Annotated in this window: 27 protein-coding genes and 1 tRNA gene; 20 read left to right on the plus strand and 8 right to left on the minus strand. The window is 65.9% G+C overall.

All coding sequences use genetic code 11. The annotated features are described in order from the left end of the window. Positions 1-122: 122 nt before the first annotated feature. The 7 genes from hisF to FPZ54_RS08690 all read left to right on the plus strand — a co-directional run bounded on the left by hisF (position 123) and on the right by FPZ54_RS08690 (position 5778). Entirely contained in the window at positions 123-890 is a 768-nt protein-coding gene (gene hisF / locus FPZ54_RS08660) for an imidazole glycerol phosphate synthase subunit HisF (RefSeq protein WP_145849650.1), read from the plus strand. Positions 891-1013: 123 nt separating this feature from the next. Next, positions 1014-1250 (plus strand): PEP-CTERM sorting domain-containing protein, encoded by a 237-nt coding sequence (locus tag FPZ54_RS08665; protein WP_145846452.1) that lies wholly within the window; start codon positions 1014-1016, stop codon positions 1248-1250. 41 nt (positions 1251-1291) lie between these two features. After that, positions 1292-1477 carry a hypothetical protein gene (locus FPZ54_RS08670; protein WP_145846454.1) on the plus strand — a complete coding sequence of 62 codons (186 nt, stop codon included), beginning with the start codon at positions 1292-1294 and terminating at the stop codon, positions 1475-1477. Positions 1478-1508: 31 nt separating this feature from the next. Beyond that, entirely contained in the window at positions 1509-1829 is a 321-nt protein-coding gene (locus FPZ54_RS08675; RefSeq protein WP_145846456.1) for a phosphoribosyl-ATP diphosphatase, read from the plus strand. A 148-nt stretch (positions 1830-1977) separates the two neighbouring features. Continuing rightward, on the plus strand, positions 1978-2400 hold the full coding sequence (locus tag FPZ54_RS08680) for an HIT domain-containing protein (RefSeq protein ID WP_145846458.1): 423 nt from the start codon (positions 1978-1980) through the stop codon (positions 2398-2400). Positions 2401-2537: 137 nt separating this feature from the next. Continuing rightward, positions 2538-4118 carry an amino acid permease gene (locus FPZ54_RS08685; protein ID WP_145846459.1) on the plus strand — a complete coding sequence of 527 codons (1581 nt, stop codon included), beginning with the start codon at positions 2538-2540 and terminating at the stop codon, positions 4116-4118. Positions 4119-4245: 127 nt separating this feature from the next. Beyond that, positions 4246-5778: an alanine/glycine:cation symporter family protein gene (locus FPZ54_RS08690; RefSeq protein ID WP_145846461.1), complete on the plus strand. Its 1533-nt coding sequence runs from the start codon at positions 4246-4248 to the stop codon at positions 5776-5778. Between the two features lie 200 nt (positions 5779-5978). Here the strand turns inward: FPZ54_RS08690 and FPZ54_RS08695 are convergent, their stop codons facing one another. Continuing rightward, entirely contained in the window at positions 5979-6977 is a 999-nt protein-coding gene (locus FPZ54_RS08695; protein ID WP_145846463.1) for an adenosine kinase, read from the minus strand. Between the two features lie 101 nt (positions 6978-7078). Between FPZ54_RS08695 and FPZ54_RS08700 the strand changes: the two genes are divergently transcribed. Continuing rightward, positions 7079-7762: an EI24 domain-containing protein gene (locus tag FPZ54_RS08700; RefSeq protein WP_145846465.1), complete on the plus strand. Its 684-nt coding sequence runs from the start codon at positions 7079-7081 to the stop codon at positions 7760-7762. Next, positions 7759-8136, plus strand: a complete 378-nt coding sequence (locus FPZ54_RS08705) for a hypothetical protein (protein WP_145846466.1) — start codon at positions 7759-7761, stop codon at positions 8134-8136. Before FPZ54_RS08700 ends, FPZ54_RS08705 begins: the two co-directional genes overlap by 4 nt. On the opposite strand, the gene FPZ54_RS08710 is transcribed toward FPZ54_RS08705, so the two are convergent. Then, positions 8133-8474 carry a hypothetical protein gene (locus FPZ54_RS08710; RefSeq protein ID WP_145846468.1) on the minus strand — a complete coding sequence of 114 codons (342 nt, stop codon included), beginning with the start codon at positions 8472-8474 and terminating at the stop codon, positions 8133-8135. The two genes, FPZ54_RS08705 and FPZ54_RS08710, sit on opposite strands and share 4 nt — an antisense overlap. A 10-nt stretch (positions 8475-8484) precedes the next feature. Next, the gene (gene queG / locus FPZ54_RS08715; RefSeq protein ID WP_145846469.1) at positions 8485-9525 is read right to left on the minus strand and encodes a tRNA epoxyqueuosine(34) reductase QueG; all 1041 of its coding nucleotides are present in this window, start codon (positions 9523-9525) and stop codon (positions 8485-8487) included. Between the two features lie 175 nt (positions 9526-9700). Here queG and FPZ54_RS08720 point away from each other — a divergent pair, with 175 nt between their 5' ends. Continuing rightward, positions 9701-10630: an ABC transporter ATP-binding protein gene (locus FPZ54_RS08720; protein ID WP_145846471.1), complete on the plus strand. Its 930-nt coding sequence runs from the start codon at positions 9701-9703 to the stop codon at positions 10628-10630. Further along, the gene (locus FPZ54_RS08725) at positions 10627-11865 is read left to right on the plus strand and encodes an ABC transporter permease (RefSeq protein ID WP_145846473.1); all 1239 of its coding nucleotides are present in this window, start codon (positions 10627-10629) and stop codon (positions 11863-11865) included. The genes FPZ54_RS08720 and FPZ54_RS08725 overlap by 4 nt, the downstream gene beginning before the upstream one ends. 12 nt (positions 11866-11877) lie before the next feature. Here the strand turns inward: FPZ54_RS08725 and purT are convergent, their stop codons facing one another. Next, positions 11878-13044, minus strand: a complete 1167-nt coding sequence (purT, locus tag FPZ54_RS08730) for a formate-dependent phosphoribosylglycinamide formyltransferase (protein ID WP_145846474.1) — start codon at positions 13042-13044, stop codon at positions 11878-11880. 305 nt (positions 13045-13349) lie between these two features. Here purT and FPZ54_RS08735 point away from each other — a divergent pair, with 305 nt between their 5' ends. From FPZ54_RS08735 to FPZ54_RS08755, 5 genes are all read left to right on the plus strand, one after another. Further along, the gene (locus tag FPZ54_RS08735) at positions 13350-14738 is read left to right on the plus strand and encodes a methyl-accepting chemotaxis protein (protein WP_338419561.1); all 1389 of its coding nucleotides are present in this window, start codon (positions 13350-13352) and stop codon (positions 14736-14738) included. 254 nt (positions 14739-14992) lie between these two features. Next, entirely contained in the window at positions 14993-15238 is a 246-nt protein-coding gene (locus tag FPZ54_RS08740; protein WP_145846475.1) for a hypothetical protein, read from the plus strand. 244 nt (positions 15239-15482) lie between these two features. Then, positions 15483-18155, plus strand: coding sequence for an aconitate hydratase AcnA (acnA, locus tag FPZ54_RS08745; protein WP_145846477.1), 2673 nt, complete (start codon positions 15483-15485; stop codon positions 18153-18155). Next, positions 18155-18532 carry a putative quinol monooxygenase gene (locus FPZ54_RS08750; protein ID WP_222428360.1) on the plus strand — a complete coding sequence of 126 codons (378 nt, stop codon included), beginning with the start codon at positions 18155-18157 and terminating at the stop codon, positions 18530-18532. Before acnA ends, FPZ54_RS08750 begins: the two co-directional genes overlap by 1 nt. After that, positions 18529-18882, plus strand: a complete 354-nt coding sequence (locus FPZ54_RS08755; RefSeq protein WP_145846478.1) for a hypothetical protein — start codon at positions 18529-18531, stop codon at positions 18880-18882. The genes FPZ54_RS08750 and FPZ54_RS08755 overlap by 4 nt, the downstream gene beginning before the upstream one ends. A gap of 22 nt (positions 18883-18904) precedes the next feature. On the opposite strand, the gene hslU is transcribed toward FPZ54_RS08755, so the two are convergent. The 4 genes from hslU to FPZ54_RS08775 form a co-directional block, all read right to left on the minus strand. Next, positions 18905-20197, minus strand: coding sequence for an ATP-dependent protease ATPase subunit HslU (gene hslU / locus FPZ54_RS08760; RefSeq protein WP_145846479.1), 1293 nt, complete (start codon positions 20195-20197; stop codon positions 18905-18907). A gap of 93 nt (positions 20198-20290) precedes the next feature. Next, positions 20291-20842, minus strand: a complete 552-nt coding sequence (gene hslV, locus FPZ54_RS08765; RefSeq protein WP_145846480.1) for an ATP-dependent protease subunit HslV — start codon at positions 20840-20842, stop codon at positions 20291-20293. Positions 20843-20965: 123 nt separating this feature from the next. After that, positions 20966-21379 (minus strand): holin family protein, encoded by a 414-nt coding sequence (locus tag FPZ54_RS08770; protein ID WP_145846481.1) that lies wholly within the window; start codon positions 21377-21379, stop codon positions 20966-20968. 56 nt (positions 21380-21435) lie between these two features. Next, a complete protein-coding gene (locus tag FPZ54_RS08775) occupies positions 21436-21978 on the minus strand; it encodes a glycoside hydrolase family 108 protein (protein WP_145846483.1) in 543 nt (180 codons plus the stop codon). A 271-nt stretch (positions 21979-22249) separates the two neighbouring features. Between FPZ54_RS08775 and FPZ54_RS08780 the strand changes: the two genes are divergently transcribed. From FPZ54_RS08780 to FPZ54_RS08795, 4 genes are all read left to right on the plus strand, one after another. Then, the gene (locus FPZ54_RS08780; protein ID WP_145846484.1) at positions 22250-22537 is read left to right on the plus strand and encodes a hypothetical protein; all 288 of its coding nucleotides are present in this window, start codon (positions 22250-22252) and stop codon (positions 22535-22537) included. Positions 22538-22691: 154 nt separating this feature from the next. Continuing rightward, positions 22692-23456, plus strand: coding sequence for a TlyA family RNA methyltransferase (locus tag FPZ54_RS08785; RefSeq protein ID WP_145846486.1), 765 nt, complete (start codon positions 22692-22694; stop codon positions 23454-23456). Positions 23457-23760: 304 nt separating this feature from the next. Next, positions 23761-24612, plus strand: coding sequence for a formyltetrahydrofolate deformylase (gene purU / locus FPZ54_RS08790; protein ID WP_145846488.1), 852 nt, complete (start codon positions 23761-23763; stop codon positions 24610-24612). A gap of 136 nt (positions 24613-24748) precedes the next feature. Beyond that, a tRNA-Glu gene (locus FPZ54_RS08795) sits at positions 24749-24823 on the plus strand. The last annotated feature ends 82 nt before the right edge of the window (positions 24824-24905 follow it).

The following is a 24905-nucleotide window of genomic DNA, read 5'->3' on the forward strand; positions in this document are numbered from 1 at the left end:
GGTGGAGGGGCCGCCCCGCAGAGGGCGGAATTTTTTCCAGTGGCTCCCGGCCGTCTGCGCGGCCGCCCCTCCACCACCGCTGCGCGGCGGTCCCCCTCCCCCAGCGAGCTGGGGGAGGAATGATGACCGTCCGCGCGCGCGTCATTCCCTGTCTCGACGTCGCCGGGGGGCGGGTCGTGAAGGGCGTGAACTTCGTCGATCTGGTCGATGCCGGCGATCCGGTCGAGCAGGCGCGCGCCTATGACGCGGCGGGCGCCGACGAACTCTGTTTCCTCGACATCACCGCCAGCCACGAAGCGCGCGGAACGATCCTGGATGTCGTCCGCCGCACCGCCGAGGTGTGCTTCATGCCATTGACCGTCGGCGGCGGGGTGCGCAGCGTCGAGGATGCGCGCGCGCTGCTGCTCGCCGGGGCGGACAAGGTCGCGGTCAATTCCGCCGCGGTCGCCCGCCCCGAACTGGTTGCCGACATCGCGCAGAAGATGGGCAGCCAGTGCGTCGTCGCCTCGGTCGACGCGCGGCAGGTTGCGCCCGGCCGTTGGGAGGTATTCACCCATGGCGGGCGCAAGCCGACCGGGATCGACGCGGTCGAACACGCCCTCAACCTCGCCCGGCTGGGCGCGGGCGAGTTGCTCCTCACCTCGATGGACCGCGACGGCACGCGGGACGGCTATGATCTGGAACTGATCCGCACCATTGCCGATCAGGTCCGCGTGCCGGTGGTGGCATCGGGCGGGGTCGGCGGGCTGGACGATCTGGTCGCCGGGATCGTTGACGGCCACGCCAGCGCGGTGCTGGCGGCATCGATCTTCCATTTCGGCCAGGCCAGCATCGCCGATGCCCATCGCGCGCTGGCGGCAGCAGGAATTCCGGTTCGTACCGTCGGTTAACTTGACAGTTACCGGTTAGGGTGGCGCGGCGTTAACCTTCGCCTGCCCCCGTCTGCGGGCGGTCGCGACGGATGGCAGACTTCTTGCGTCCTTGTCCGACGACCACGGGAAAGGGAGACACCCATGATTCGCAACAGCCTTCGCTTCGCCGCGCTCGCCGCCGCCCTCGCCGCAGCGCCCGCGCTGGCCTATGACAAGCCGCCCAGCAGCTCGACGCCGCCGGGCTCGTCCTCAGGCGGTGGCAACGGATCGTCGGGCGGCAGCCCCACCTCGATCCCCGAACCCGCCGCGATCGGCCTGTTCGCGCTCGGCATCGCCGGCGCCGCGATTATGCGCCGCCGCCGCAAGGCCGAGGATTGAAGCTAAACGATTTAGCAGGGTTGCAGGGCTAGGCTGCGCGCATGTTCCGCGCCCTGCCCCTCCTCCTGCTGACCGCCGCCCCGGCGCTGGCCGCGCATAGCGGGGAGGTCAGCCGCCGGACGATGCCCGAATTGTCAGACCTGGCGCTCGCGGCGATGGCCGCGGGCGGCATCTGGCTCGCCCAGCGCGCAATGCGCCGCCGCGCCCGTGCGCGGCGCGAGGATTGACACACACGCCACGCTGACCGAGTGCGCAGCCATGGCCGACGATATCCTCGACACGCTCGAAGCCGTGATCCGCGACCGCCGCTCGGGCGACCCGGCGGCGTCCTATGTCGCGAAACTCACCGCCAAGGGTCGCGCCAAGATCGCGCAGAAACTCGGCGAGGAAGCGGTCGAGGCCGCCATCGCTGCGGTACAGGACGATCGCGCGGGGCTGACCGGCGAGGCCGCAGACCTGATCTTCCATCTGCTCGTCCTGCTCGCCGACATGGACCTGAGCCTCGACGATGTCCGCGCTGAGCTGGCGCGGCGCGAGGGCGTGTCCGGGATCGATGAAAAGGCGGGTCGGGCGGACTAACTCAACCCCGTCATCCCCGCGAAAGCGGGGACCCATCTCGTGCTGCCGCGTCAAACTGCACCGGTTCGAGCATGGAGAGTGCGGGAGATGGGTCCCCGCTTTCGCGGGGATGACGGGATCGGTATTGGGGTGTCAAAGGAGTCCTTTCATGCCCGTCGACGCCACGCAGCCCTATGACGACCAGAATATCTTCGCGAAGATCCTGCGCGGGGAAATTCCGTCGAAGCCCGTCTATGAGGACGAATTCGCGCTCGCCATTCCCGATATCAATCCGCAGGCGCCGACCCACATTCTGGTGCTTCCCAAGGGGGCCTATGTCTCATGGGACGATTTCACCGACAGGGCCAGCGACGCGGAGATCGCCGGGTTTGTCCGTGCCGTGGGCAAGGTCGCACGTTCCGCCGGGCTGGTCGCGCCGGGGTACCGCCTGCTCGCGAATACCGGCCCGCACGCCCATCAGACGATCGGGCATCTCCATGTCCATATCTTCGCCGGGCGCCCGCTCGGCCCGCTGCTGGTCGACCCGGCAACGGTCGATGCGATGATCGCGCGCGGCGATCCGATCGGGTGACGCAGGCAACGGGGCCAATCGTCGATCGATCCGTCCTGTAACTGGGGGATTGCACCGCCCGGTTTTGCGACTAGGCTCCGCGCTTTCGTATCTTCGGCGACCAAGGCCAAAGCCGCGCCGATCAAGGGGATGACTGCATGATTTTCGGTCGAGTGAAACCTCTCGACGCCATCTTGGCGACCGCGGAGAAAAAGTCTCTGCACCGCTCGCTTGGCGCTTTCCAGCTGATGCTGTTCGGCATCGGTTGCATCATCGGCACCGGCATTTTCGTGCTGACCGCCGCAGGCGCGCAAAAGGCAGGGCCAGGGTTGATGCTCGCCTTTGCCATTGCCGGGGCGATCTGCGTCGTCGCAGCGCTCTGCTATGCCGAGATCGCGGCGATGATCCCCGTAGCAGGTTCCGCCTATACCTATACCTATTCCGTCATGGGCGAATTGCTCGCCTGGACCGTCGGCTGGGCGCTGGTGCTGGAATATGCCGTGGCGGCAAGCGCCGTTTCGGTGGGATGGTCCGGCTATCTCAATGGCTTGATTACAGAGTTTACCGGCGTCGGGCTTCCTGCCTTCCTGGCCGGCGCGCCGCTGGCGTTGGGCGGGGTCGAGGGTGGCCTCATCAACCTGCCGGCGGTGTTCATCGCGCTGCTGGTCACCGGTTTGTTGATGATCGGCACGTCCGAAAGCGCCAAGGTCAACGCCGTGCTGGTTGCGATCAAGGTGACCGCATTGACCGCATTCATCATCCTGACCCTGCCCCAGGCGGAGATGGACAAGTTCAATCCCTTCCTGCCCGCAGGGGTGTTTGGCGGCCTTGGCACCGGGCTCGGCGCGGTCGGCGCGGCCGCAACGATCTTCTTCGCCTATGTCGGCTTCGACGCGGTTTCGACCGCCGCCGAGGAAACCAAGAACCCCCAGCGCAACGTGCCGATCGGCCTGATCGGCTCGCTGCTGTTCTGCACCGTCTTCTACATTCTCGTTGCGGCCGGCGCGATCGGAACGATCGGCGGACAGCCGATCATGGGGCCGAACGGAGTCCCCTTCCCCGCCGGTTCGGAAGAGCTGGCGCGTCAGTGCGCCACCTTCTCCGCCAACACCCTCCCGCTGGTCTGCTCGGACGAGGCGCTGGCGCATGTGCTGCGCCAGATCGGCTTCTCGGGCATCGGCAACCTGCTCGGCATCGCCGCCTTCGTCGCGCTGCCGTCGGTGATCCTCGTCCTGCTGTTCGCCCAGACGCGCATCTTCTTCGTGATGTCGCGCGACGGCCTGCTGCCCGAGGGGCTCTCGAAGATCCACCCGAAGTGGAAGACGCCCTATGTCGTCACCGCCATCACCGGCGTGGTCGTGGCCTTCGCTGCGGCGCTGCTCCCGGTCGGCAAGCTCGCCGACATTGCCAATGCCGGGACGCTGTTCGCGTTCATGATGGTGGCGATCGCGGTGATGATGCTGCGCAAGGTCGAACCCAACCGCAAGCGGGTGTTCCGCACCCCGGCACTGTGGTTCGTCGGCCCGGCGACGGTTGCTGGCTGTATCTTCCTGTTCGTCAACCTGCCGCTGGAAGCGATGCTGGTGCTGCCGATCTGGGGCGCAATCGGCCTGGTGATCTATTTTCTCTACGGCTATCGCAAGAGCCATCTCGGCCGCGGCATCGTCGTGGTGCACGAGAGCGAGGTTCAGGACATCGATCCCGGCATTCCCGGTGTGGACGACGAAGACCGCCGCTGATCGACCGCAATTCGCACGATAGCGGGGCCGGGAGCACATGCTTCCGGCCCCGTTTTGCTGCAAAGGCCTTGCGCCTGCCCCCCACTGCGCTAGCGTTCGGCAATTCGGGGATTTTCAGGGGGATTGCATGTCGGCGGCAGCAGAGGATGCGCAGGCCACGGTCGGACTGATCGACCATGTGACCAATGTTTCGGACTTCATCTGGGGCGGAAGCTGGAATGGCGAAGCGGTGTTGCCGCTCCCCCCCATGGTGCTGATCCTGTTCGGCGTCGGCCTGTATCTGATGATCGGACTGCGCTTCTACCCGATCGTCAAGCTGGGCTCGGCGCTGGGGGGCCTGTTCAAGAAATCGAGCGGCGGCGCGGGAGAGATCTCGCCCTTTGCCGCGCTGTCCACCGCGCTCTCGGGCCAGGTCGGCACCGGCAACCTTGCGGGCGTCGCGACCGCGATCACCCTTGGCGGCCCCGGCGCGATCTTCTGGATGTGGATCACGGCGCTGATCGGCATGGCGCTCGCCTTTGCCGAGGGCGCGCTGTCGATCCGCTTCCGCGAACAGGCCGAGGACGGCACCTATCGCGGCGGGCCGATGAGCTACATCTCCCACGGCCTGGGGCCGAAATGGAAATGGCTGGCGACGATCTTCTGCCTCGGCACGCTGTTCTCCGCGCTGGTCACGGGCAACGGCATCCAGGCGAACAGCTTCGCCGATTCGGTGACCGAGCTGACCGGCATGGAGGAATGGATCGGCGGGCTGATCGCCGCGGTCGCGGTGTTCGTTGTCATCATCGGCGGGATCAAGGCGATCGGCGCGGTGGCGGAGAAGGTCGTGCCGGTGATGGCGCTGACCTATATCGTGCTCGCGGTCATCGCGCTGGTGATGAACGCCGCCGACCTGCCCGAAACCTTCGGACGCATCTTTGCCGGCGCCTTCAACGCGCAGGCGGCTTCGGGCGGGTTCGTCGGCGCGGCTGTGATCCTCGCGATCCGGGCGGGCGTGGCACGCGGGCTGTTCTCGAACGAAGCGGGCCAGGGTTCGACCCCGATCGCGCACGCGGTCGCGCGGACCAACGATCCGGCATTGCAGGGCCGGTTCGCGATGATGGGTACGTTCATCGACACGATCGTGATCTGCACGATGACCGCGTTGGTGCTGCTGACCGTTCAAGGCGACTTCACCCATGCTGGCGCGGCGGTGGACCATGCCTGGCAGTCGGACCTCAACGGCTTTGCGATGACCTCGGGCGCGTTCGCGGCGGCCTTCCCGTTCCTCATCGCGGGGATTCCGCTCGGCACGCTGGTCGCGTCGGTCGCGCTGCTGCTGTTCGTGTTCACCACGCTGCTCACCTGGAGCTATTATGGCGAGCGGGCGATTACGTTCATCTACGATCAGGTCCCCGGCGCGACCGCGCGTGGCGAGAAGGTGCTGCACATCGCCTGGCGCCTGCTGTGGTGCGTGGTGATCTTCGTCGCCAGCACGGTCGATCTGGAACTGATCTGGCGGCTCGGCGATATTTCCAACGCGGCGATGGCGCTGCCCAACCTGCTTGCGCTCGCCCTGCTGTCAGGCGTGGTGTTCAAGCTGGCGCAGGGCCATCGTGCTGCGGGCAAGGACCATGGCCGCGAAACCCCGCGTGAACTACTCGACGAACCGGCGGAGTAAGCCGACGAAAGCGCAAAGCAAAAGGGCCGGGTTCGCCCGGCCCTTTTTTGTATTTCAGCAACCTCGATAAAGAGCGTTCCCCGGCGAAGGCCGGGGTCCAGCCGCGGCGCACTCAAGGCTCGATGCTGCCGCCTCAACTCATTCGATCCTGGACCCCGGCCTTCGCCGGGGAACAGACACTTCGAACGCCCGGCGGTCGTTCAGCCGACCTTTTCGGCGGCCAGTTCCTTGAGGTTCGCCTCTGGCCGTGCGCCATAATGCGAGATGATCTCCGCCGCGCATACCGCGCCCAGCTTGAGCGAGCGTGCCACGTCCCAGCCCTGCGCCTGGCCGTGGAGGAAACCAGCGGCGAACAGGTCGCCCGCGCCGGTCGTGTCGACCACCTTCTCGATCGGCTCCGCCGCCACTGCGACGCGCGCACCATCCTGAAGCGCGATCGCGCCCTTTTCGCTGCGGGTCACGACTAAAGTCGGCACCTGCGCCGCGATCTTCTCCACCGCCGCCTCGAAATCCTCGACCTCCGCCAGTGCGAGCAGCTCGTTTTCGTTGGCGAACAGGATATCGACCAGCCCCTCTGCGATCAGCGCGCGGAAATCGTCGCCATGGCGGCTGATGCAGAACACGTCCGACAGCGTAAAGGCGACCTTGCGGCCCGCGTCACGCGCGATGTCGATCGCCGCACGCATCGCCTGGCGGGGTTCTTCGGGGTCCCACAGATAGCCTTCGAGATACAGGATTGCGCCGCCCGCGATCAGGTCGCGATCGAGCGCGGCTTCGGGCAGGAACTGCGATGCGCCGAGAAAGGTGTTCATCGTCCGCTGGCCGTCCGGGGTGACAAAGATGAGACAGCGCGCGGTGGTCGGCTGGCCTTCGCGAACGGCGGTATCGAAGGCGACACCCGACGCGCGCAGATCGTGACCGAACACCTGGCCCAGCTGATCGTCGGCGACCTGGCCGATGAACGCGCAACGGCTGCCCAGCGCGGCCATGCCAGCGACTGTGTTCGCCGCCGAACCACCCGAAACCTCGCGCCCCGGTCCCATCTTGGCATAAAGCGCGTCGGCCTCTTCGGGCGAAAACATCAGCTGCATCGATCCCTTGGCGACGCCAATCTCCTCGATGAAGCTGTCTTCGGCCTGGGCGAGGATGTCGACGATCGCGTTGCCGATGGCGACGACGTCATGGGTGGGTGCTGTCACGCGTGCATTCTCCGAAAATGGTTGCCGCGCGCCTATCGGAGGGCGCAGTCCGGCGCAACCTGCGTTGACTTGCGCAACGGGTTCGCCGCAAGCAGGATGCGATGATCCAGGCGTTGCTCCTTTCGATCGGCCAGCTCGGCGACAAGCGGATCGTCGCGGTGTTCCTCAAATCGATGCTGGTCACCCTCGCACTCTTCGCGGCGCTGGGCGCAGCATTGTGGTTCGGGGTCCAGTATCTCGTCGCGCACACTTTCGCGGCGAGCGAGAGCATGGCCAGCCTTGCCGCCGCGACCGCCATCCTGATCGCGCTGCTTGGCGCTTGGCTATTGTTTCGCGTCGTCGCCATCGCGGTGATCGGGATATTCGCGGACGAGGTGGTCCATGCGGTCGAGGCGAAACATTATCCCGAGCGTTTTTCTACCGCGCGCGACCTCAGCTTCGCGCGATCGGCAGCGATGGGACTCAAGTCCGCCGGCCGCGCAGTGCTGGCCAATATCGTCTTTTCGCCCGTCTATCTGTTGCTGCTCGTAACCGGCATCGGCACGCCGATCGCCTTTTTCCTGGTCAACAGCTGGCTGCTGGGGCGGGACCTTGGCGATATGGTGGCGGTACGGCACATGCCCGCGCGCGACGTACGTCACTGGCGCGACACCACCCGCGTGACCCGCTTCGCAACCGGGGCGGCAGGGACCGGGCTGTTCTTCATCCCGTTCGTCAACCTGATCGCGCCGATCGTCGGTGCGGCGATGGCGACGCATCTGTTCCATCGGAGAAAGACCAAGTGAAAGCGTATGCGGCCGTTGCCGCCCTTGTCCTGTTGTCCGCCTGTGGCGCCGGCGGCGTCGTTCCGTCGCCCGGCCGCGCCGCGCCCGCGCCAGTACCGCAGCCGGGGATGGCGGCGCTCACCACCGTCATGGGTGCGAGCGCCAATGCGCTGATCGCACAATTCGGCCGGCCGATCCTGGACGTCAGTGAAGGCAGCGCGCGCAAGTTGCAGTTCGGCGGACCGATCTGCGTGCTCGACGCCTATCTCTACCCGCCCAAATCCGGGCGGGGCGACCCGGTGGTGACCTTCGCCGAAACCCGCCAGCGCAACGGCGCGCCGATCGACCAGGCAAGCTGCGCAGCGGCGCTGAAGGCAAGTCGCTCGGGACGCTAGGCGCGCGTCCCCAGCAGAACGCGCCGCATGTCACCGCGTTCTGCAAGGGTGAGCCACAGCAGATAGGGCAGCAGGAAGCCGGCGCCGCCGAAGAACGCCACCAGCGCCAGCGCCAGCGCCAGCCCGCCCGTCGAGAAGCCGTTGCGCCAGGCGGTCCACAGGGCGGAGAGCACAAGGAAGCACAGAAAGTCGAGGTTGAACTGACCCGGCCAGGCGACCCGCGCCACGTCTCCGAAAAAGATCGGTAACAGGTCGATCCCATGCCGCGCGATGACGATGCCGGTATAGGTCGCCAGCACCAGCCAGAGCGCGGCGAGCAGCAGTTGAAACAGGCGCATCCTTGCCTCCCTATCCGCCGAGCCGCGCAAGCGCCCAGTCCGCTGCCTCCCGTATCACCGGATCGGGGTCGTCCGCCAGCGCCGCGACCGGCGCGATCAGCCGGGCGTCACCGCTGTTCCCCGCCGCGATCAGGCAATTGCGGACCATGCGGTTGCGCCCGATCCGCTTGATCGGGGAGCCGGAAAACACCTGTCGAAACCCGGCATCGTCGAGCGCGAGGAGGTCGGCAAGGTCGGGCGCGGTCAGTTCGGCGCGCGGGGAAAAGGCGCGGTTGGCGGCGGCGGCCTGTGCGAACTTGTTCCAGGGACAGACCGCCAGGCAATCATCGCAGCCATAGATGCGGTTGCCGATCCCTTCGCGAAATTCCTCGGGAATCGGCCCCTTATGCTCGATCGTCAGGTAGGAGATGCAGCGCCGCGCATCGAGCGTGTAGGGCGAGGGAAATGCGTCGGTCGGGCAGGCGCGCTGGCACGCGTCGCACGATCCGCACAGATCGCGTCCGGCATGGTCGGGGACCAGCTCCAGCGTCGTGTAGATCGCACCCAGGAACAGCCAGCTGCCATGGTCGCGGCTCACCAGATTGGTGTGCTTGCCCTGCCACCCCAGCCCCGCCGCCTCCGCCAGCGGCTTTTCCATCACCGGCGCGGTGTCGACGAACACCTTGAGATCGCAGCCCGCTTCCTGCGCCAGCCAGCGACCGAGCGCCTTGAGCGCCTTCTTGACTACATCGTGATAGTCGGCGCCCTGCGCATAGACCGAGATGCGCCCCTTCCCCGCCGCCTCGGCAAGTGCGAGCGGATCGAGCGCGGGCGCATAGCTCATCCCCAGCGCGATCACGCTGCGCACTTCGGGCCAGAGGCCAGCGGGACTCTCGCGATGGTGCGCGCGCTCCTCCATCCAGATCATGTCGCCATGACGCCCCTCGGCGAGCCATTCGCGCAGCCGCTTTCCCGCCAGCGGCGCCGCGTCGGCACGCGCGAAGCCGCACGCGGCAAACCCCAGTTCCGCCGCTTTATCGCGAATTCGGCCTTCGATTGGACGGGTCAGCATGGCTGCCCCGCGGGGCACCGGCCCGCTACCCCACCCGGCCACCCATAGGATACTGGCGTTGGGTGGCCGGGTGGGGGAGCGGGCCGGTGCCGCTTCAGCGAAGCTGAAAACACTACTGGTGACTTGCCTTCGCGCATCACCGCCCGCTACCACGAGAAGCCAAGCGAGGGGATAGATGTTGCGTACAGATCTGGCGGTCACCGCCTCCGGCCTCGTCAAACGCTTCGGCGACCGGCGCGTCGTCGATGGCGTGGACATCGCGGTCCCGACCGGCATGATCTATGGCGTGCTCGGCCCCAATGGCGCGGGCAAGACGACGACCTTGCGGATGCTGCTCGGCATTATCGAGCCGGACGAGGGCGAGCGCACGCTGCTCGGCAACGATTCGCCGCGCGACGTGAGCGACCGGGTCGGCTATCTCCCGGAGGAACGCGGCCTGTATCCCAGCATGAAGGCGACCCAGGCGATCGCCTTCATGGGCGCACTGCGCGGGCTGGACTGGAAAACGGGGCGCAAGCGCGCCGCCGAACTGATGGAGGCGGCGGGTCTGGGCCACGCCACCGACCTCAAGATTCGCAAACTCTCAAAGGGGATGGCGCAACTCGTCCAGCTGCTCGGCTCGGTCGTCCACCAGCCCGACCTGCTCGTCCTCGACGAACCCTTTTCGGGGCTCGACCCGGTCAATCAGGAGCGGCTGGAAAAGCTGATTCTGGCCGAGCGCGATCGCGGTGCAACGATCCTGTTTTCGACGCACGTCATGGCCCATGCCGAGCGATTGTGCGACCGGTTGACGATCATCGCGGGGGGCAAGGTGCGGTTCGAGGGCAGCATGGCCGATGCGCGCGCGACCATGCCGCACAAGGCGCATTATGTACCGCATCACCCCGCCGACGGCATCGCCGCGCTGCTGCCCGCCGACGCCACGCCCGATGGCGGCGGCGGATGGCGCTTCACCATGCCCGATGAGGGGATCGAGACGTTGCTGGTCAAGCTGATCGACGCCGGATACGGCATTTCGGGGCTCTCGATCGAGCGCCCCTCGCTCCACGACGTGTTCGTGCGGATCGTCGGCGAACAGGCCCTTCAGCAGGCGGCGGACGCATGAGCAACTTTGCCAGACTGACCCGTCAGACCATGACCATCGCCCGCCGCGACTTCGTCGCGACGGTGTTCACGCCGACGTTCCTGCTGTTCCTGCTGGCGCCGCTGATGATGCTTGCCTTTGGCACGATCGGCGGCCTGGGTGCCGCGACCATGGCCAAGAGCGGCGATGACAAGGCGCGGATGGTGATCCTGGCCAGCGGACCACGCGCTGCCTCAGCCATTGCGATCGACCGCGACCTGCGCCGCATCTATCGCACCAGCGAGCGTCCCCCGATGCTGATCGTCGAGGCGCCGGGCAGCAACCCCGCGCAACAGGCGCGCGCGCTGTTCGGTCGCAAGGATATCGAGGCCTCGGCAGTCCTCTATGGCAGCCTCGAAAAACCTCAGATTCTCTACAGCGGCACCGGCGCGCACACCGCGGACTATCTCGCTCAGGTCGCCGAACAGATATTGCGCGCCGAACGCGCGGGCACGTCCGCCCCGCTCGTCGAACCGACCAAGATCGCGATCGCGCGCACTGGCACATCGGTCAGCGGTCAGGGCCAGGCGGCGTTCTTCACCGTCTTCGCGCTGTTCATCGTCTCGCTGATGCTCGCAGGGCAGGTGGTCGGCACGATGGCGGAGGAGCGGTCCAACAAAGTCATCGAAATCCTCGCCGCCGCGGTGCCGCTGGAAAGCGTGTTCTTCGGCAAGCTGCTCGGCATGTTCGGCGTCGCGCTGCTGTTCCTGTTGTTCTGGGGAACAGTGGTGGTCAATGTCGGCGCGTTCCTGCCCGGCAAGCTCGCGGTCGCCTTTGCCGATGTCGGCCCGGCGGTGGGCACGTCCGCCTATGTCCTGCTGTTCCTCGCCTATTTCGTCATGGCCTATATGTTGCTCGGCGCGGTGTTCCTGGGGCTCGGCGCGCAGGCGAGCACGCAGCGCGAGTTGCAGATGATGTCGCTGCCGATCACCATCTTTCAGGTCGCAATGTTCGGCTTCGCCTCCGCTGCCGCCGCCAGCCCGGACAGCTGGGTCGCAACCGCAGCAGAGCTGTTCCCGTTCAGCTCGCCCTTCGCGATGGCGGCGCGCGCGGCAAACTCGCCCGAATTGTGGCGACATATCCTCGCGCTCGCCTGGCAAGCGATGTGGGTCATCATCACCGTGACCATCGCCGCGCGGCTGTTCCGCCGCGGGGTGCTGCAATCGGGCAGTCCGAAGCTCCGGCGCAAGAAGAAGGCGGTGGCGGCAGAAGCCTGACCGCGCCCGCCTTCAGCGATAGACGATCCGAACCTTCCCCGCCGCTTCGGCCGCGATCCGCCGAGCGGCGTCGGTGTCTCCGGCCAGCGCCAGCGCGACCCCCATCCGCCGATAGGGGCGCGTCGTCGGCTTGGCGAAAATCCGCACATCGACCTCGCCGCCCGGCACGGCCAGCGCCTCGGCCAGCCCTTCATAGCCCGGCGCCTCGCTGTCCCGATCGGCGAGGATCACCGCCGACGCCGACGGCCCGCGCAGCACCGGTTCGGGCACCGGCAGCCCCAGGATCGCGCGCGCGTGCAGATCGAACTCTGTCAGATTTTGCGAAATCAACGTGACCATCCCGGTGTCGTGCGGTCGCGGTGACAGCTCGGAGAAGATCACCTCCTCGCCCTTTACGAAGAACTCGACCCCGAACAGCCCATAGCCGCCCAGATCATCGACCACCTTGCGCGCCATATCCTGCGCTGCCGCGATCGCCGCCGGGGTCATCGCCGCAGGCTGCCAGCTTTCCCGATAGTCGCCCCGCTCCTGCCGGTGGCCGATCGGCGGGCAAAAAATCACTCCAGTGCGCGTCCGCACGGTCAGCAGCGTGATCTCGTAATCGAAATCGACAAATTCCTCGACAATCACCCGCCGCCGATCGCCACGCATATTGGCGACAGCATAGTCCCATGCGGCCTCAAGACCCGACGCCTCGCGCACGGTCGTCTGCCCCTTGCCGGATGAGGACATCACCGGCTTGATGACGCACGGCAAACCCGTGTGATCCGCTCCCGCGCGCACCTCTTCCAGACTCTCGGCATAAAGATAGCGCGAGGTGCGCAGCCCCAGCTCGACCGCCGCAACCTCGCGGATCGCATCGCGGTTCATCGTCATCATCGTCGCACGCGCGGACGGCACGACCGTCACGCCCAGCGCCTCGACCTCCGCCAATATCTCGGTTCGAATCGCCTCGATTTCGGGCACCACAAGATCGGGCCTGTGTCGATCGATCGCGACGCGCAGCGCGGCGGCATCGAGCATCGAAAACACCTCATGCCCGTCCGCCACCTGCATCGCCGGCGCGTTCGGGTAGGCGTCGCACGCGATTACCTGCGCCCCCAGCCGCTTGGCCGAGATGACGAATTCACGACCCAGTTCACCGGAGCCCAGCAGGAGGATTTTTGCAATATAGGTCATGGCGGCAGCGTTAGGGGATGCGCGGCGCGGAAGGAACGCAGAAAAATCCCTCCGCCCGATATGGCCCCAATGCTGCAAATATGGGGAACAATCCGTTAACTGCGCAGCACCGAATATTACTAAGTCCGAATTTTACCCCCTTCACGCAACTTATTGATCTGCAATCATTTCCCCTGCAAGCCACAGGCCACTTTCGTAAAATGGGTATGCTCGTCCCCTCCGCCCCGTACGGCCCCGGCGTCCGCTCTCTATAAAAATTGCAACGCGCGCAAATTTGCGCGGCCCATGACGCAAGGATGTACACGATGATGCACTGGTTCGAGGCCGAAGCGCCGATCCGCAAGAAGACGGCGGTCGCGTTCGGAATTCTGGTCGGGCTGATCGCGCTCAGCGCACTGATCGCGCTCGTTCGCGGCGATTGGGTTGCGGCCGCGACCAATACCGTGATCGCCGCGCTTGCCGGCGGTCTCAGCCTCCGCTTCCGCACCGCGATCTGCGACCCCTATGTCAACACCGTCGTGCGCATGGAGGCGCTGGCCGCCGGCGATCTCGACAGCCCGATCGCCTATACCGACTATCAGGATTGCGTGGGCCGCATGACCCGCGCGATGTTCACCTTCCGCGACACCGCCAAGGCCCAGATCGAAAGCGCCGCCGAGCAGGCCGCAGTTGTCGCCACGTTGCGGTCGAGTCTCGACTCGCTCACGCGGGGCGATTTCACCGCCGACATCCACGCCGACTTCCCGCCCGCTTATGTCGAACTCAAGAACAATTTCAATGCTGCGCTGACCTCGCTTCGCGGCCTGATCGGATCCGTGATGGAAAGCACATCGGCGATCACCACCGGCTCGACCGAGATCGCGCAGGCATCAGAAGACCTGGCTCGCCGCACGGAAGCCAATGCCGCGAGCCTCGAACAGACCAGCGCAGCGGTATCCCAGATCGAAGGGCGACTGAAGTCGACTGCCGGGGCTGCCGAGCGCACCGTCACCCGTGCCGATGGCGCGATCCAGAGCATCGCCACGGGTCGTGTCACGACGGGCGAAGCCGTCCAGGCGATGACTCGCGTGTCGGACAGCGCCAAGGGAATCGATTCAGTGATCGAAGGGCTGGACAAGATCGCCTTTCAGACCCGCGTCCTGGCGATGAACGCCGCAGTTGAAGCCGGGCGGGCGGGAGAGGCAGGTCGCGGCTTTGCCGTCGTCGCCGATCTCGTCTCCGCACTCGCGATGCGCGCGGAGGAAGAAGCCGGTCGCGCACGCGATCAGCTGACCGCGACGCAGAGCGACATCGGCGCGGCGGTTGAAATGGTGCAAAAGGTGGATGTCGCCTTCGCCGACATTTCCGACGATGTGGGCGAAGTGCATGTCCTGCTCGCCGAGATGGCCAGCGCCAATGAGGCCCAGGCCAGCGCCATCACCGAAATCAGCGGAGCGATCGGTGCGATGGACCAGGCGACCCAGCAAAACGCCGCGATGGTCGAGGAAACATCCGCGGCCGCACGCAGCCTGACCAACGAAGTGGGGACCCTGGCCGCCCAGGCCAGCCAGTTCAATGTCGGCCAGGCCGGATCTGCACCGCGCGTCCCTCCGGCCCCGCGCAGCGTCCGGGTCAACGCCCGGGATTCCGCTGCCACGCGGCATTGGGACCGGCCGGAGGCATTTGTCGATGCCGATGGATGGGCAACGCTCTGACCCCGGCGGGTCCCCGCCAAGTCGGCGCGCGCAGGTCAACTAGTCCGGGGTTTCCGCGCCGAAATTGCGAGTTTGCGGCTCTGTTCGCCCGCGCTGAGCCACAAGGTTTTGCCTGTAACCCTTATTCCGCTCGTCCCGCGCTTGTCACGCGCCATCTCCAAAACCCTTCGCAAACGCAACAAATACTTGTCACCGCAGCGATGTGATGGCATTGGCGTGGCATATTGAATCACCCAATCGAAAGGGGAAGCTGAATGCGTCTCGCCAAGTTGATGATGACCGTTGCCGCCGCTTCGCTGGCGACCGCGCCCGCACTGGCTAGCCAGTCTGCTGCCAAGCTCTCGGTTTCGGGCGCCTCGCAGGCGCGCGTCGGCACGCCCGTCGGCAAGTCGAACCAGCAGGCTGGCGGGTTTCCGTTCCTGATCGTGTTCGCAGTGATCGCGGTCGGCCTGGGCATCTATGTCGCCGTCGACAGCGACGACGAGCCGACCAGCCCGTAAGCTGTTCGCGCATCGAAGCACATTCATGGCGGCCTGAGGGCCGCCATTTTTGTTTCGGAGCCATTTGCGCTTGAGACCGGGTAAAATTCCCGGCGCCTTCCATCGTCTCCCTCCCCTTCCCCAACCCCCATTCCCTTGCTATCGGCCACGCGACTCTTCGCATTCGCACACCGGCGCGCTCGTGCGGCATCCCGCCGCCTCCCCGTGACGCCCGGTCGTACCAGACAGGGAAAGGGACCCGCACATGACAGCCATCGGCCAGGACAGCCTCGGGACGCGCGACACGCTCACCGTCGGCGGCAAGAACTATGCCTATTACAGCTTCGCCAAAGCGGCCGAGAAGCTCGGCGACGTCAGCCGCCTCCCCTTCAGCATGAAGGTGCTGCTGGAGAACATGCTGCGCTTCGAGGACGGCGTGACCGTCAGCACCGAGGACGCGCAGGCGATCGTCGACTGGCAGAAGAACCCGCATTCGCCCGAGCGCGAGATCCAGTATCGCCCCGCGCGCGTGCTGATGCAGGATTTCACCGGCGTTCCCTGCGTCGTCGATCTCGCCGCGATGCGCGACGCGATGAACGCGCTTGGCGCCGACGCGGACAAGATCAACCCGCAGGTCCCCGTTCACCTCGTCATCGATCACTCGGTGATGGTCGACGAATTCGGCACGCCAAAGGCGTTTGAGGACAATGTCGAGCTTGAATATCAGCGCAACATGGAGCGCTACGACTTCCTCAAATGGGGCAGCAAGTCGCTCGACAATTTCAAGGTCGTCCCTCCCGGCACCGGCATCTGCCACCAGGTGAACCTCGAAAATATCGCGCAGGCGGTCTGGTCGTCGGCGGATTCGAACGGCGAGATGATCGCCTATCCCGACACCTGCGTCGGCACCGACAGCCACACCACGATGGTCAACGGCCTCGGCGTGCTCGGCTGGGGCGTCGGCGGGATCGAGGCGGAGGCCGCGATGCTCGGGCAGCCGGTCTCGATGCTCATTCCCGAAGTCATCGGCTTCAAGTTCACCGGCAAGCTGCGCGAAGGCATCACCGCCACCGATCTGGTGCTGACCTGCACCCAGATGCTGCGCGCCAAGGGCGTGGTCGGCCGCTTCGTCGAATATTTCGGCCCGGGCCTCGCCTCGCTCAGCCTCGCCGACCGCGCGACGCTCGCCAACATGGCGCCCGAATATGGCGCGACCTGCGGCTTCTTCGGCATCGACGACAAGACGCTCGATTACATGCGCCTCACCGGCCGCAGCGACGAGAATGTCGCGCTGGTCGAGGCCTATGCCAAGGCGCAGGGCTTCTGGATCGATCCGTCGGTCGACCCGGTGTTCACCGACGTCCTCGAACTCGACCTCGACACGGTCGAGCCGTCGCTCGCCGGTCCCAAGCGCCCGCAGGACAAGGTGCGCCTGTCCAGCGTCGACGACGTGTTCAACGCCGATCTCAGCAAGCTCTACAAGAAGGACGAGCCGGTCCGCGTCGCGGTCGAGGGACGTGACCATGACATCGGCGACGGCGATGTCGTTATCGCCGCGATCACCAGCTGCACCAACACCTCGAACCCCGATGTGCTCGTCGCCGCCGGCCTCGTCGCCAAGAAGGCGGTCGAAAAGGGGCTGAAGCCCAAGCCGTGGGTCAAGACCTCGCTCGCGCCGGGCTCGCAGGTCGTGACCGACTATCTGGAGAAGGCGGGCCTTCAGGATTACCTCAACCAGGTCGGCTTCAACCTGGTCGGCTATGGCTGCACCACCTGCATCGGCAACTCCGGCCCGCTGGCCGAACCGATCAGCAAGGCGATCAACGGCAACGACATCGTCGCCGCCAGCGTCCTTTCGGGCAACCGCAACTTCGAAGGGCGCGTGTCGCCCGACGTGCGTGCCAACTTCCTGGCCAGCCCCCCGCTGGTCGTCGCCTATGCGCTCAAGGGCACGGTGACGCAGGACTTCGTCGCCACGCCGATCGGCACCGGCAGCGACGGTCAGGACGTGTACCTCAAGGACATCTGGCCCTCGAACGAAGAGGTGCGCTCGGTGATCGATGGCGCGATCAGCCGCGACATGTTCGTGTCGCGCTATTCGACGGTGTTTACCGGCGACGCGCGTTGGCAGGCGATCGACGTCACCGGGTCGGCCACCTATAGCTGGCGCGCCGGATCGACCTATGTCGCCAACCCGCCCTATTTCGAAGGGCTGACGATGACCCCGGCGCCGGTCGCCGACATCATCGAGGCGAAGCCGCTGGCGATCTTTGGCGATTCGATCACCACCGATCACATCTCGCCCGCCGGCTCGATCAAGGCCGACAGCCCGGCCGGCAAGTGGCTGATGGAGCATCAGGTCAGCAAGGCCGACTTCAACAGCTACGGCGCGCGCCGCGGCCATCACGAGGTGATGATGCGCGGCACCTTCGCCAATATCCGCATCAAGAACCAGATGCTGGACGGCGTCGAGGGCGGCATGACCAGCTATGAAGGCGAAGTCATGCCGATCTATGACGCGGCGATGCGCCACAAGGCGGACGGCACCCCGCTGGTCGTCATCGGCGGCAAGGAATATGGCACCGGTTCGTCGCGCGACTGGGCGGCGAAGGGCACCAACCTGCTCGGCGTGCGCGCGGTGATCGTCGAGAGCTTCGAGCGCATCCACCGCTCGAACCTGGTCGGCATGGGCGTGCTTCCGCTTCAGTTCGCCGAGGGCGTGACGCGCGAGACGCTGGGGCTGAAGGGCGACGAGACCTTCACCATCACCGGCGTGTCGCAGTTGCGTCCCCGCCAGGACGTGACGGTCAAGCTGACCCGCGCCGACGGCTCGACCGAGACGTTCCAGACCCGCTGCCGGATCGATACCGTCAACGAACTGGACTATTTCCTCAACGGCGGCATCCTTCAGTACGTGCTGCGGAAACTCGCGGCCTGATGGTCGCGCGCAGGCAGGCGCTGGCCGGAGGCGTGGCGATCGCCATGCTCGGATCGGTGCCTGCCCGTGCTTTCGGAAAAATGGCGATGTTCGGACTGATCGGCAAGATGCGGGCCCAGCCGGGCAAGCGGGGAGACCTGATCGCGATCCTGCTCGACGGTACGGCGGCAATGCCGGGCTGCCGGGCCTATATCGTCGCGGAAGACGCCGAAGAGGACGATGCGATCTGGATCACCGAGGTCTGGGACAGTGCGGAGAGCCATGCAGCATCGCTCAAGCTGCCCGCAGTCCAGGCGGCGATCGCCAAGGGCCGTCCGCTGATCGCCGGCTTCGACAGCCAGGTGAAAACCCGAGTGATCGGCGGGGCCGGACTGTGAGGGCGGCGTTCGCCGCCCTCGTCCTGCTGACGACGCCCGCCGCCGCGCAGAGCTGGAAACAGGTTCCCGGCGGCGCCAATGCGACGCTGGCGATCGACACGGCAGGCATTCGGCAGGAGGGCAAGTGGCGCGTGTTCCGCACCCGCACCACCGCGCTCGGTATGGAAGGGACGATCATCGGCATCGTCGCGATGGACTGCAAGGCCGGGGTTACGGAGCTGCGCGCACAGCGGCTGTTCGCCAAGAGCAAGCTGGTCCGCGAGCGCGTGTTTCCCGTCGGCAAGCGCCCGCGCCAGAAGATCGCCAATCCGGCGAAGGACCCAGCCTTCCGGATCGTCTGCGGACGCTGACCCTCACCGTCCGCAGCGAAGATCACAGCACGTAGCGGCTGAGATCGGTATTGCGGGCGATGTCGGCGAGCTGACGATCGACATAGGCGGCATCGACCACCAGTGCCGATCCTGCGCGATCCTCGGCATCGAAGCTGACTTCCTCGAGCAGCTTTTCCATCACCGTCTGGAGACGGCGGGCGCCGATATTCTCGACCTGGCCGTTCACCTCCGCCGCAATCCGGGCGATCGCGCGGATCGCGTCGTCGGTGAAGCTGACGTCCACCCCCTCGGTGCCGATCAGCGCGCGATATTGTTCGGGCAGCGACGCCTTGGTGTCCGAGAGGATCGCGACGAAATCATCCTCGGTCAGCCCCTTGAGCTCGACGCGGATCGGCAGGCGGCCCTGGAGTTCGGGCAGCAGATCGCTGGGCTTGGCGACATGGAAGGCGCCGGACGCGATGAACAGGATGTGGTCGGTCTTCATCGGGCCGTATTTGGTGGCGACCGTCGTCCCCTCGATCAGCGGGAGCAGGTCGCGCTGGACGCCCTCGCGGCTGACGCTGCCGCCGCGCACGTCGCTGACGGCGATCTTGTCGATCTCGTCGAGGAAGACGATGCCGTTCGCCTCGGCATCGGCCAGCGCGACGCGGGCGACATCGTCCTGATCGAGGCGCTTGTCGGCCTCTTCCTCGACCAGCTTGGCCCAGGCGGCGTGGACGTTCATCTTGCGGCGCTTCAATTGCGGGCCGCCAAGCCCCTTCATCATCTCGCCCAGATTGATCATCTGCGGCCCGGCGCCGGGGATTTCGAACGGCATACCGCCCGACGCCTCGATCTCGATCTCGATCTCCGTATTGTCGAGATGCCCGGCGTTCAGCCGTTCGCGGAACGCCTCGCGGGTGGCTTGCGAGGCATCCTTGCCGGTCAGCGCGTCGAGCAGACGGGTCATCGCCGCAGCCTCGGCCTTGTCCTTCACCGCATTGCGGCGGCGTTCCTTTTCGAGGCGGATCGCCTCCTCGACCAGGTCGCGGGCGATCTGTTCGACATCGCGGCCAACATAACCGACCTCGGTGAACTTGGTCGCCTCGATCTTGACGAATGGGGCGTCGGCGAGCTTCGCGAGGCGGCGGCTGATCTCGGTCTTGCCGCAGCCGGTCGGGCCGATCATCAGGATATTCTTGGGCGTCACCTCGTCGCGCAGGTCGGCGCTGAGCTGCTGACGGCGCCAGCGGTTGCGCAGTGCGACCGCGACGGCGCGCTTGGCGTCGCGCTGGCCGATGATATGGGCGTCGAGCGCGGCGACGATGGCTTTGGGGGTCAGGGTGTCGTTCATTCTGGTCCTTCGTCATCCAGCGAAAGCTGGGATCTCGTGCAGCAAGCGCACGCTGTGTAATCGGGAGGCCCCGGCTTGCGCCGGGGTGACGGATCAGGCGGCCGCGTCCAGCGTCTCGACCGTCAGCCGGTCGTTGGTATAGACGCAAACATCGGCGGCGATGCCCATCGCCTTGCGGCACAGCACTTCGGCATCGGGTTCGTAATCGACCAGCGCGCGGGCGGCGGCGAGGGCATAGTTGCCCCCCGACCCGATCGCCGCGATCCCCGCCTCAGGCTCCAGCACATCGCCATTGCCGGTGATGATCAGCGTGATGTCCTTGTCCGCAACGATCAGCATTGCTTCGAGATTGCGGAGATATTTGTCGGTGCGCCAGTCCTTGGCCAGCTCGACCGCGGCGCGCATCAACTGGCCCTGATGCCGTTCCAGCTTTGCCTCGAGCCGTTCGAACAGGGTGAAGGCGTCGGCGGTCGCTCCGGCAAAGCCCGCGATCACGCTGCCATCGCCCAGCGGGCGCACCTTGCGCGCATTGGGCTTCATCACGGTATGGCCCTGGGTCACCTGGCCGTCCCCGGCGATGACCACCCGGCCGTTGCGGCGCACGGAGAGGATCGTCGTGCCGTGCCACTTGATTGAATCGCTCATGGGCCGGGATATGGGGAGGGAGCCTTGGACTTGCCAAGGCCCCCCATGCAACCGACCGCATCGCGCCTGCCCAAAACTGACGAAAATACGCGCAACGCGCATCATCCTGTCAGCTTTGCCGGATCACTTCTCCACGCCCTTGATCTTCCCCCATTGGCGTGCGGCGGTGTAGCCGAGATAGCCGGTGCCGAAGAGCGCATAGAGCGATTCCGGGATGCCCGCGAGATAGGCGTTCATCCCCGCAGCGATGCCCTTCGCCATCTCCGGCTGGACCGCGCCGATCAGGCCCATCGGGATCGCCCAGAGCAGCAGCGCATACATGACGTAGAGGAAGCTGGGCCGGGCGCGGCTGGTCCAGGGGTCGGGCGACTGTGCCTCGGCGACGATCGCCGACAGCTGGGTGCGGACGCGCTCAAGCTCCTGCGTGCCTTCGAGCTTGATGAGTTCGAGCTTGGCGGCGTCACGCGCCTTGGGATCGGGAATGATCTTGTCGATCAGGCCGGCGATCGGGCCGATCAGTCCTTCGAGGATGCTCATCGTCTTGCTCCACATGAATGGGTGAAAGTTGACACTGGCTTGACGCTATCGCGCATTCACGAACCGATGCGGTTCGCGAGCCAGCCATAGAGAAAGGCTTCGTTGGCGGGACGGGATTCGGCGAGCGCGAGATAGCGCTCGCCCTGAAGCGCCTCGACCGCTTTCAGCAGCACGCGCTCGCCATGGGCGCCGCGCAGGTCGAGAAAGGCGGTCAGCGCGGCGAGCGTGACCGGCCCGATCGCGCCGTCGACGGGCATGTCGGGATAATCCCGCCCGTTGCGGTTGAGGCCGTTGAGCGCGCGTTGCAGAAATCGCGCGGCGACCCCCGGCCCCATATTGACGCCAGTGTCGAACAGTTCGGCGGCGAGCGCGGGCGCGCGCTGCGCCACTTGGTCGAGCCGGGGGCGCAGCCAGTAGAGGCGGCGATAGATTGCCGCAGCCTCGTCGCGCGGAAAGACGCGCATCTCCCCCGAATAGCCATGCGCGCGGGCGACGCGCTCGGTGACGCCCCAGCGTGTGGGTCCACCGCGGTCGGCGGGATGGTCGCTATAGCCGCCCTCTCGGGCGATTACGTCGTCGATTAGTTGGTCGATGGTCATTGGTTATCTCCTGAGTCCACGCCTCGAAAATAACCTATATGGTTCATTGTAGGAAAGCGGATTTTTTGGCGGCGTGCTTTGGGAAGCGGGGCTCGCTCGTCTCGCAACTTCAGGATGGCACCGGTGCAGTCGGGGATCGAACTTGCGAGCTGAATCGACCCGACATGCTCACTGTCCGTTTTCAGCGCTGAGCGCTCTGCCCCGGGACGGCGGAAACTGGGTGGTAAGCGGTCATCAAACCATGCAAGCTGAATGAAGGAGGTCGAAGCTCATGGACTTCACCAGTTTAGCCATCGCCCCGGTCGCTGCCGTTGTGACAGCGGTGGCCCTGATCATAGCACTGATCACGAAGCGATACCGCGAGCCTCGAAGCTTGTTGATCGCATTTTGGGCGGCATTGGTCATCAACGCCGTTTTGTTTGAACCGTGGTATTACGTTGGATGGAAACCGATGGTTGCGGCGTATGGGCTGCTCTCCATACTTGGCTCCTGCATCGGCAGTTTGGCAGTGTTGGCCCCGGCTAAGATGATCGCCGCATTGCGACGACGTTCGACATAGGCGGAACGGCAGCAACGGGGTCGTTTCCTCCCAGTCTGCTTTGGGGGAGCCACAACAGACAACCGGACTTGAAACGGCGCCGGTACACTCGTGGATAGCGCCGGAGATGGGTCCCCGCTTTCGCGGGGATGACGATGAAGCTAGAGCAACGCCCATGGCCAAGACGCGACCCGATCAGTTGCTCGTCGAACGCGGGCTGGCGGAGAGCCGGACGCGGGCGCAGGCGTTGATCCTGGCGGGGCTGGTGTTCAGCGGCGACAAGCGGGTGGACAAGCCCGGCCAGCCGATTGCGCCCGACGCGCCGCTGACCGTCAAGGGGCGCGACCACCCCTGGGTTTCGCGCGGCGGGGTGAAGCTGGCGCATGGGCTCGACCATTTCGGCATCGATCCCGTCGGCATGGTGGCGATCGATGTGGGATCGTCGACCGGGGGCTTTACCGATGTGCTGCTGAGCCGGGGCGCCGCGCGCGTCTATGCGGTGGACAGCGGGACCAACCAGCTGGCGTGGAAGCTGCGCCAGGACGACCGCGTCGTCGTGCATGAACAGACCAGCGCACGGGTGCTGACCGCGGCGCACATCCCCGAGCCGGTGGATATCGTGGTGTGCGATGCGAGCTTTATCGGCCTATCCAAGGTGCTGGAGCGCCCCTTTGCCTTTGTGCGCGAGGGGGCATGGGTGGTGGCGCTGATCAAGCCGCAGTTCGAGGCGGGGCGCGGCGAAGTCGGCAAGGGTGGCGTGGTGCGCGACCCGGCGGTGCATGAACGGGTGTGCGCCGAGGTGGTGGCGTGGCTGGAAGGTGCGGGCTGGTCGGTCGCGGGGGTGACGACGAGCCCGATCACCGGGCCGGAGGGAAATGTGGAATTTCTGGTTGCGGCGCGGGCGGGGGAGGATGGCGCCCTGATCCAGCAGCCGTCCTAGGGCCACACCGAGTGCGAAGCGGCGTTCGTCGCTGCCCGCGCTCAAAGCAGGACAGCTAAGAGTCTGTTTGGAAATGCGCTGCGGCGCATTTCGCGGCGCCGGCCCACTCCCCCACCCGGCCACCCAACGGCAGTATTCTATGGGTGGCCGGGTGGGGGAGTGGGCCGGCGCCGCCTCGAAGTTCGCGCTCCCGCGAATTTCCAAACTCTCTCTAAGGCGCGGCAAAGGCCCTTTTGTTTGCGGCGATGTCCCGGGCTTTCTATCAGGCGCGCGACCCCTGCCCCGCCTGTCGCAACGAGGCCCGATGACCCAATCCCATATCCTGACGCTCAGCTGCCCCGACCGGCCCGGCATCGTCCATGCGGTGAGCGGCATCCTGTTTCGCCACGGCGGCAATATCCGCAGCTCGCGCCAGTTCGAGGATCCGGAGACGGGGTTGTTCTTCCTGCGCATCGTCTTTGCCACCGCATCGACCGACGATGCGATCCGCGCGGAGATGGGGGAGATCGCGGCACAGTTCGGCATGGACTGGCAGCTGGTGCCCGCCGACCGGCGGATGAAGGTGCTGATCCTCGTCTCCAAATTCGACCATTGCCTGGGCTATCTCCTCTATCAGCAGCGGATCGGCGAGCTGCCGATGGAGATTGTCGGCATCGCCAGCAACCATCCGCGCGACGCGCTGCGGGTGGCGATTCCCGATGACATCCCCTTTCATCATCTCCCGATCACCCCCGATACCAAGCCCGCGCAGGAGGCGCAGATCAAAGCGCTGGTCGCGGAGAGCGGCGCCGAGCTGGTGGTGCTGGCGCGCTATATGCAGATCCTGTCGGACGATCTCGCCGGGTTCCTGACGGGGCGGTGCATCAACATCCACCACAGCTTCCTGCCGAGCTTCAAGGGCGCACGGCCCTATCATCAGGCGCACAAGCGCGGGGTGAAGATGATCGGCGCCACCGCGCATTACGTCACCGCCGATCTCGACGAGGGGCCGATCATCCATCAGGCGACCGAGCCGGTGACCCATGCCGATACCGCCGAGGATCTGGTGCGCAAGGGCCGCGATATCGAGAGCCATGTGCTGGGCCGCGCGGTCGCCTGGCATGTCGAGCATCGCGTGCTGGCGAACGGATCGAAGACGGTGGTGTTCGGCGACTGACGTTCGGGCGCGATGCGCGGTGAAGCACGGCAGCGGCGGGAGCAGGCCTCCGCTACCCGCGAAATCCATCCGATCGCGGCGACAAAGGGCCTTGACCCGCCGCCCCGCTTTGCCTAACCGGCGCCCTCGCCTTCATGGCCCCTTCGTCTAGCGGTTAGGACGCGGCCCTTTCACGGCTGAAACACGGGTTCGATTCCCGTAGGGGTCACCAGGCTGCCTTCCCAAGGCATCCCAAAACGTGCCGTAAACGGCTGTTTTCTGCGGTTTTTTGTGGTATATCCATCCCAGTCGGA

It is taken from the genome of Sphingomonas suaedae (genome assembly GCF_007833215.1).
Taxonomy (GTDB): Bacteria; Pseudomonadota; Alphaproteobacteria; order Sphingomonadales; family Sphingomonadaceae; genus Sphingomonas; species Sphingomonas suaedae.

Bases quoted from the DNA above. Each gene is read 5' to 3' on its own strand.
- FPZ54_RS08735 (WP_338419561.1), top strand. From the start codon at position 13,350: ATGATGCACTGGTTCGAGGCCGAAGCGCCGATCCGCAAGAAGACGGCG.
- FPZ54_RS08670 (WP_145846454.1), top strand. From the start codon at position 1,292: ATGTTCCGCGCCCTGCCCCTCCTCCTGCTGACCGCCGCCCCGGCGCTG.
- acnA (WP_145846477.1), top strand. From the start codon at position 15,483: ATGACAGCCATCGGCCAGGACAGCCTCGGGACGCGCGACACGCTCACC.
- FPZ54_RS08725 (WP_145846473.1), top strand. From the start codon at position 10,627: ATGAGCAACTTTGCCAGACTGACCCGTCAGACCATGACCATCGCCCGC.
- purT (WP_145846474.1), bottom strand. From the start codon at position 13,044: ATGACCTATATTGCAAAAATCCTCCTGCTGGGCTCCGGTGAACTGGGT.
- hslU (WP_145846479.1), bottom strand. From the start codon at position 20,197: ATGAACGACACCCTGACCCCCAAAGCCATCGTCGCCGCGCTCGACGCC.
- FPZ54_RS08675 (WP_145846456.1), top strand. From the start codon at position 1,509: ATGGCCGACGATATCCTCGACACGCTCGAAGCCGTGATCCGCGACCGC.
- FPZ54_RS08750 (WP_222428360.1), top strand. From the start codon at position 18,155: ATGGTCGCGCGCAGGCAGGCGCTGGCCGGAGGCGTGGCGATCGCCATG.
- FPZ54_RS08780 (WP_145846484.1), top strand. From the start codon at position 22,250: ATGGACTTCACCAGTTTAGCCATCGCCCCGGTCGCTGCCGTTGTGACA.
- FPZ54_RS08710 (WP_145846468.1), bottom strand. From the start codon at position 8,474: ATGCGCCTGTTTCAACTGCTGCTCGCCGCGCTCTGGCTGGTGCTGGCG.
- FPZ54_RS08770 (WP_145846481.1), bottom strand. From the start codon at position 21,379: ATGAGCATCCTCGAAGGACTGATCGGCCCGATCGCCGGCCTGATCGAC.
- hslV (WP_145846480.1), bottom strand. From the start codon at position 20,842: ATGAGCGATTCAATCAAGTGGCACGGCACGACGATCCTCTCCGTGCGC.
- FPZ54_RS08665 (WP_145846452.1), top strand. From the start codon at position 1,014: ATGATTCGCAACAGCCTTCGCTTCGCCGCGCTCGCCGCCGCCCTCGCC.
- hisF (WP_145849650.1), top strand. From the start codon at position 123: ATGACCGTCCGCGCGCGCGTCATTCCCTGTCTCGACGTCGCCGGGGGG.
- purU (WP_145846488.1), top strand. From the start codon at position 23,761: ATGACCCAATCCCATATCCTGACGCTCAGCTGCCCCGACCGGCCCGGC.
- FPZ54_RS08775 (WP_145846483.1), bottom strand. From the start codon at position 21,978: ATGACCATCGACCAACTAATCGACGACGTAATCGCCCGAGAGGGCGGC.
- FPZ54_RS08785 (WP_145846486.1), top strand. From the start codon at position 22,692: ATGGCCAAGACGCGACCCGATCAGTTGCTCGTCGAACGCGGGCTGGCG.
- FPZ54_RS08680 (WP_145846458.1), top strand. From the start codon at position 1,978: ATGCCCGTCGACGCCACGCAGCCCTATGACGACCAGAATATCTTCGCG.
- FPZ54_RS08700 (WP_145846465.1), top strand. From the start codon at position 7,079: ATGATCCAGGCGTTGCTCCTTTCGATCGGCCAGCTCGGCGACAAGCGG.
- FPZ54_RS08720 (WP_145846471.1), top strand. From the start codon at position 9,701: ATGTTGCGTACAGATCTGGCGGTCACCGCCTCCGGCCTCGTCAAACGC.
- queG (WP_145846469.1), bottom strand. From the start codon at position 9,525: ATGCTGACCCGTCCAATCGAAGGCCGAATTCGCGATAAAGCGGCGGAA.
- FPZ54_RS08685 (WP_145846459.1), top strand. From the start codon at position 2,538: ATGATTTTCGGTCGAGTGAAACCTCTCGACGCCATCTTGGCGACCGCG.
- FPZ54_RS08690 (WP_145846461.1), top strand. From the start codon at position 4,246: ATGTCGGCGGCAGCAGAGGATGCGCAGGCCACGGTCGGACTGATCGAC.
- FPZ54_RS08740 (WP_145846475.1), top strand. From the start codon at position 14,993: ATGCGTCTCGCCAAGTTGATGATGACCGTTGCCGCCGCTTCGCTGGCG.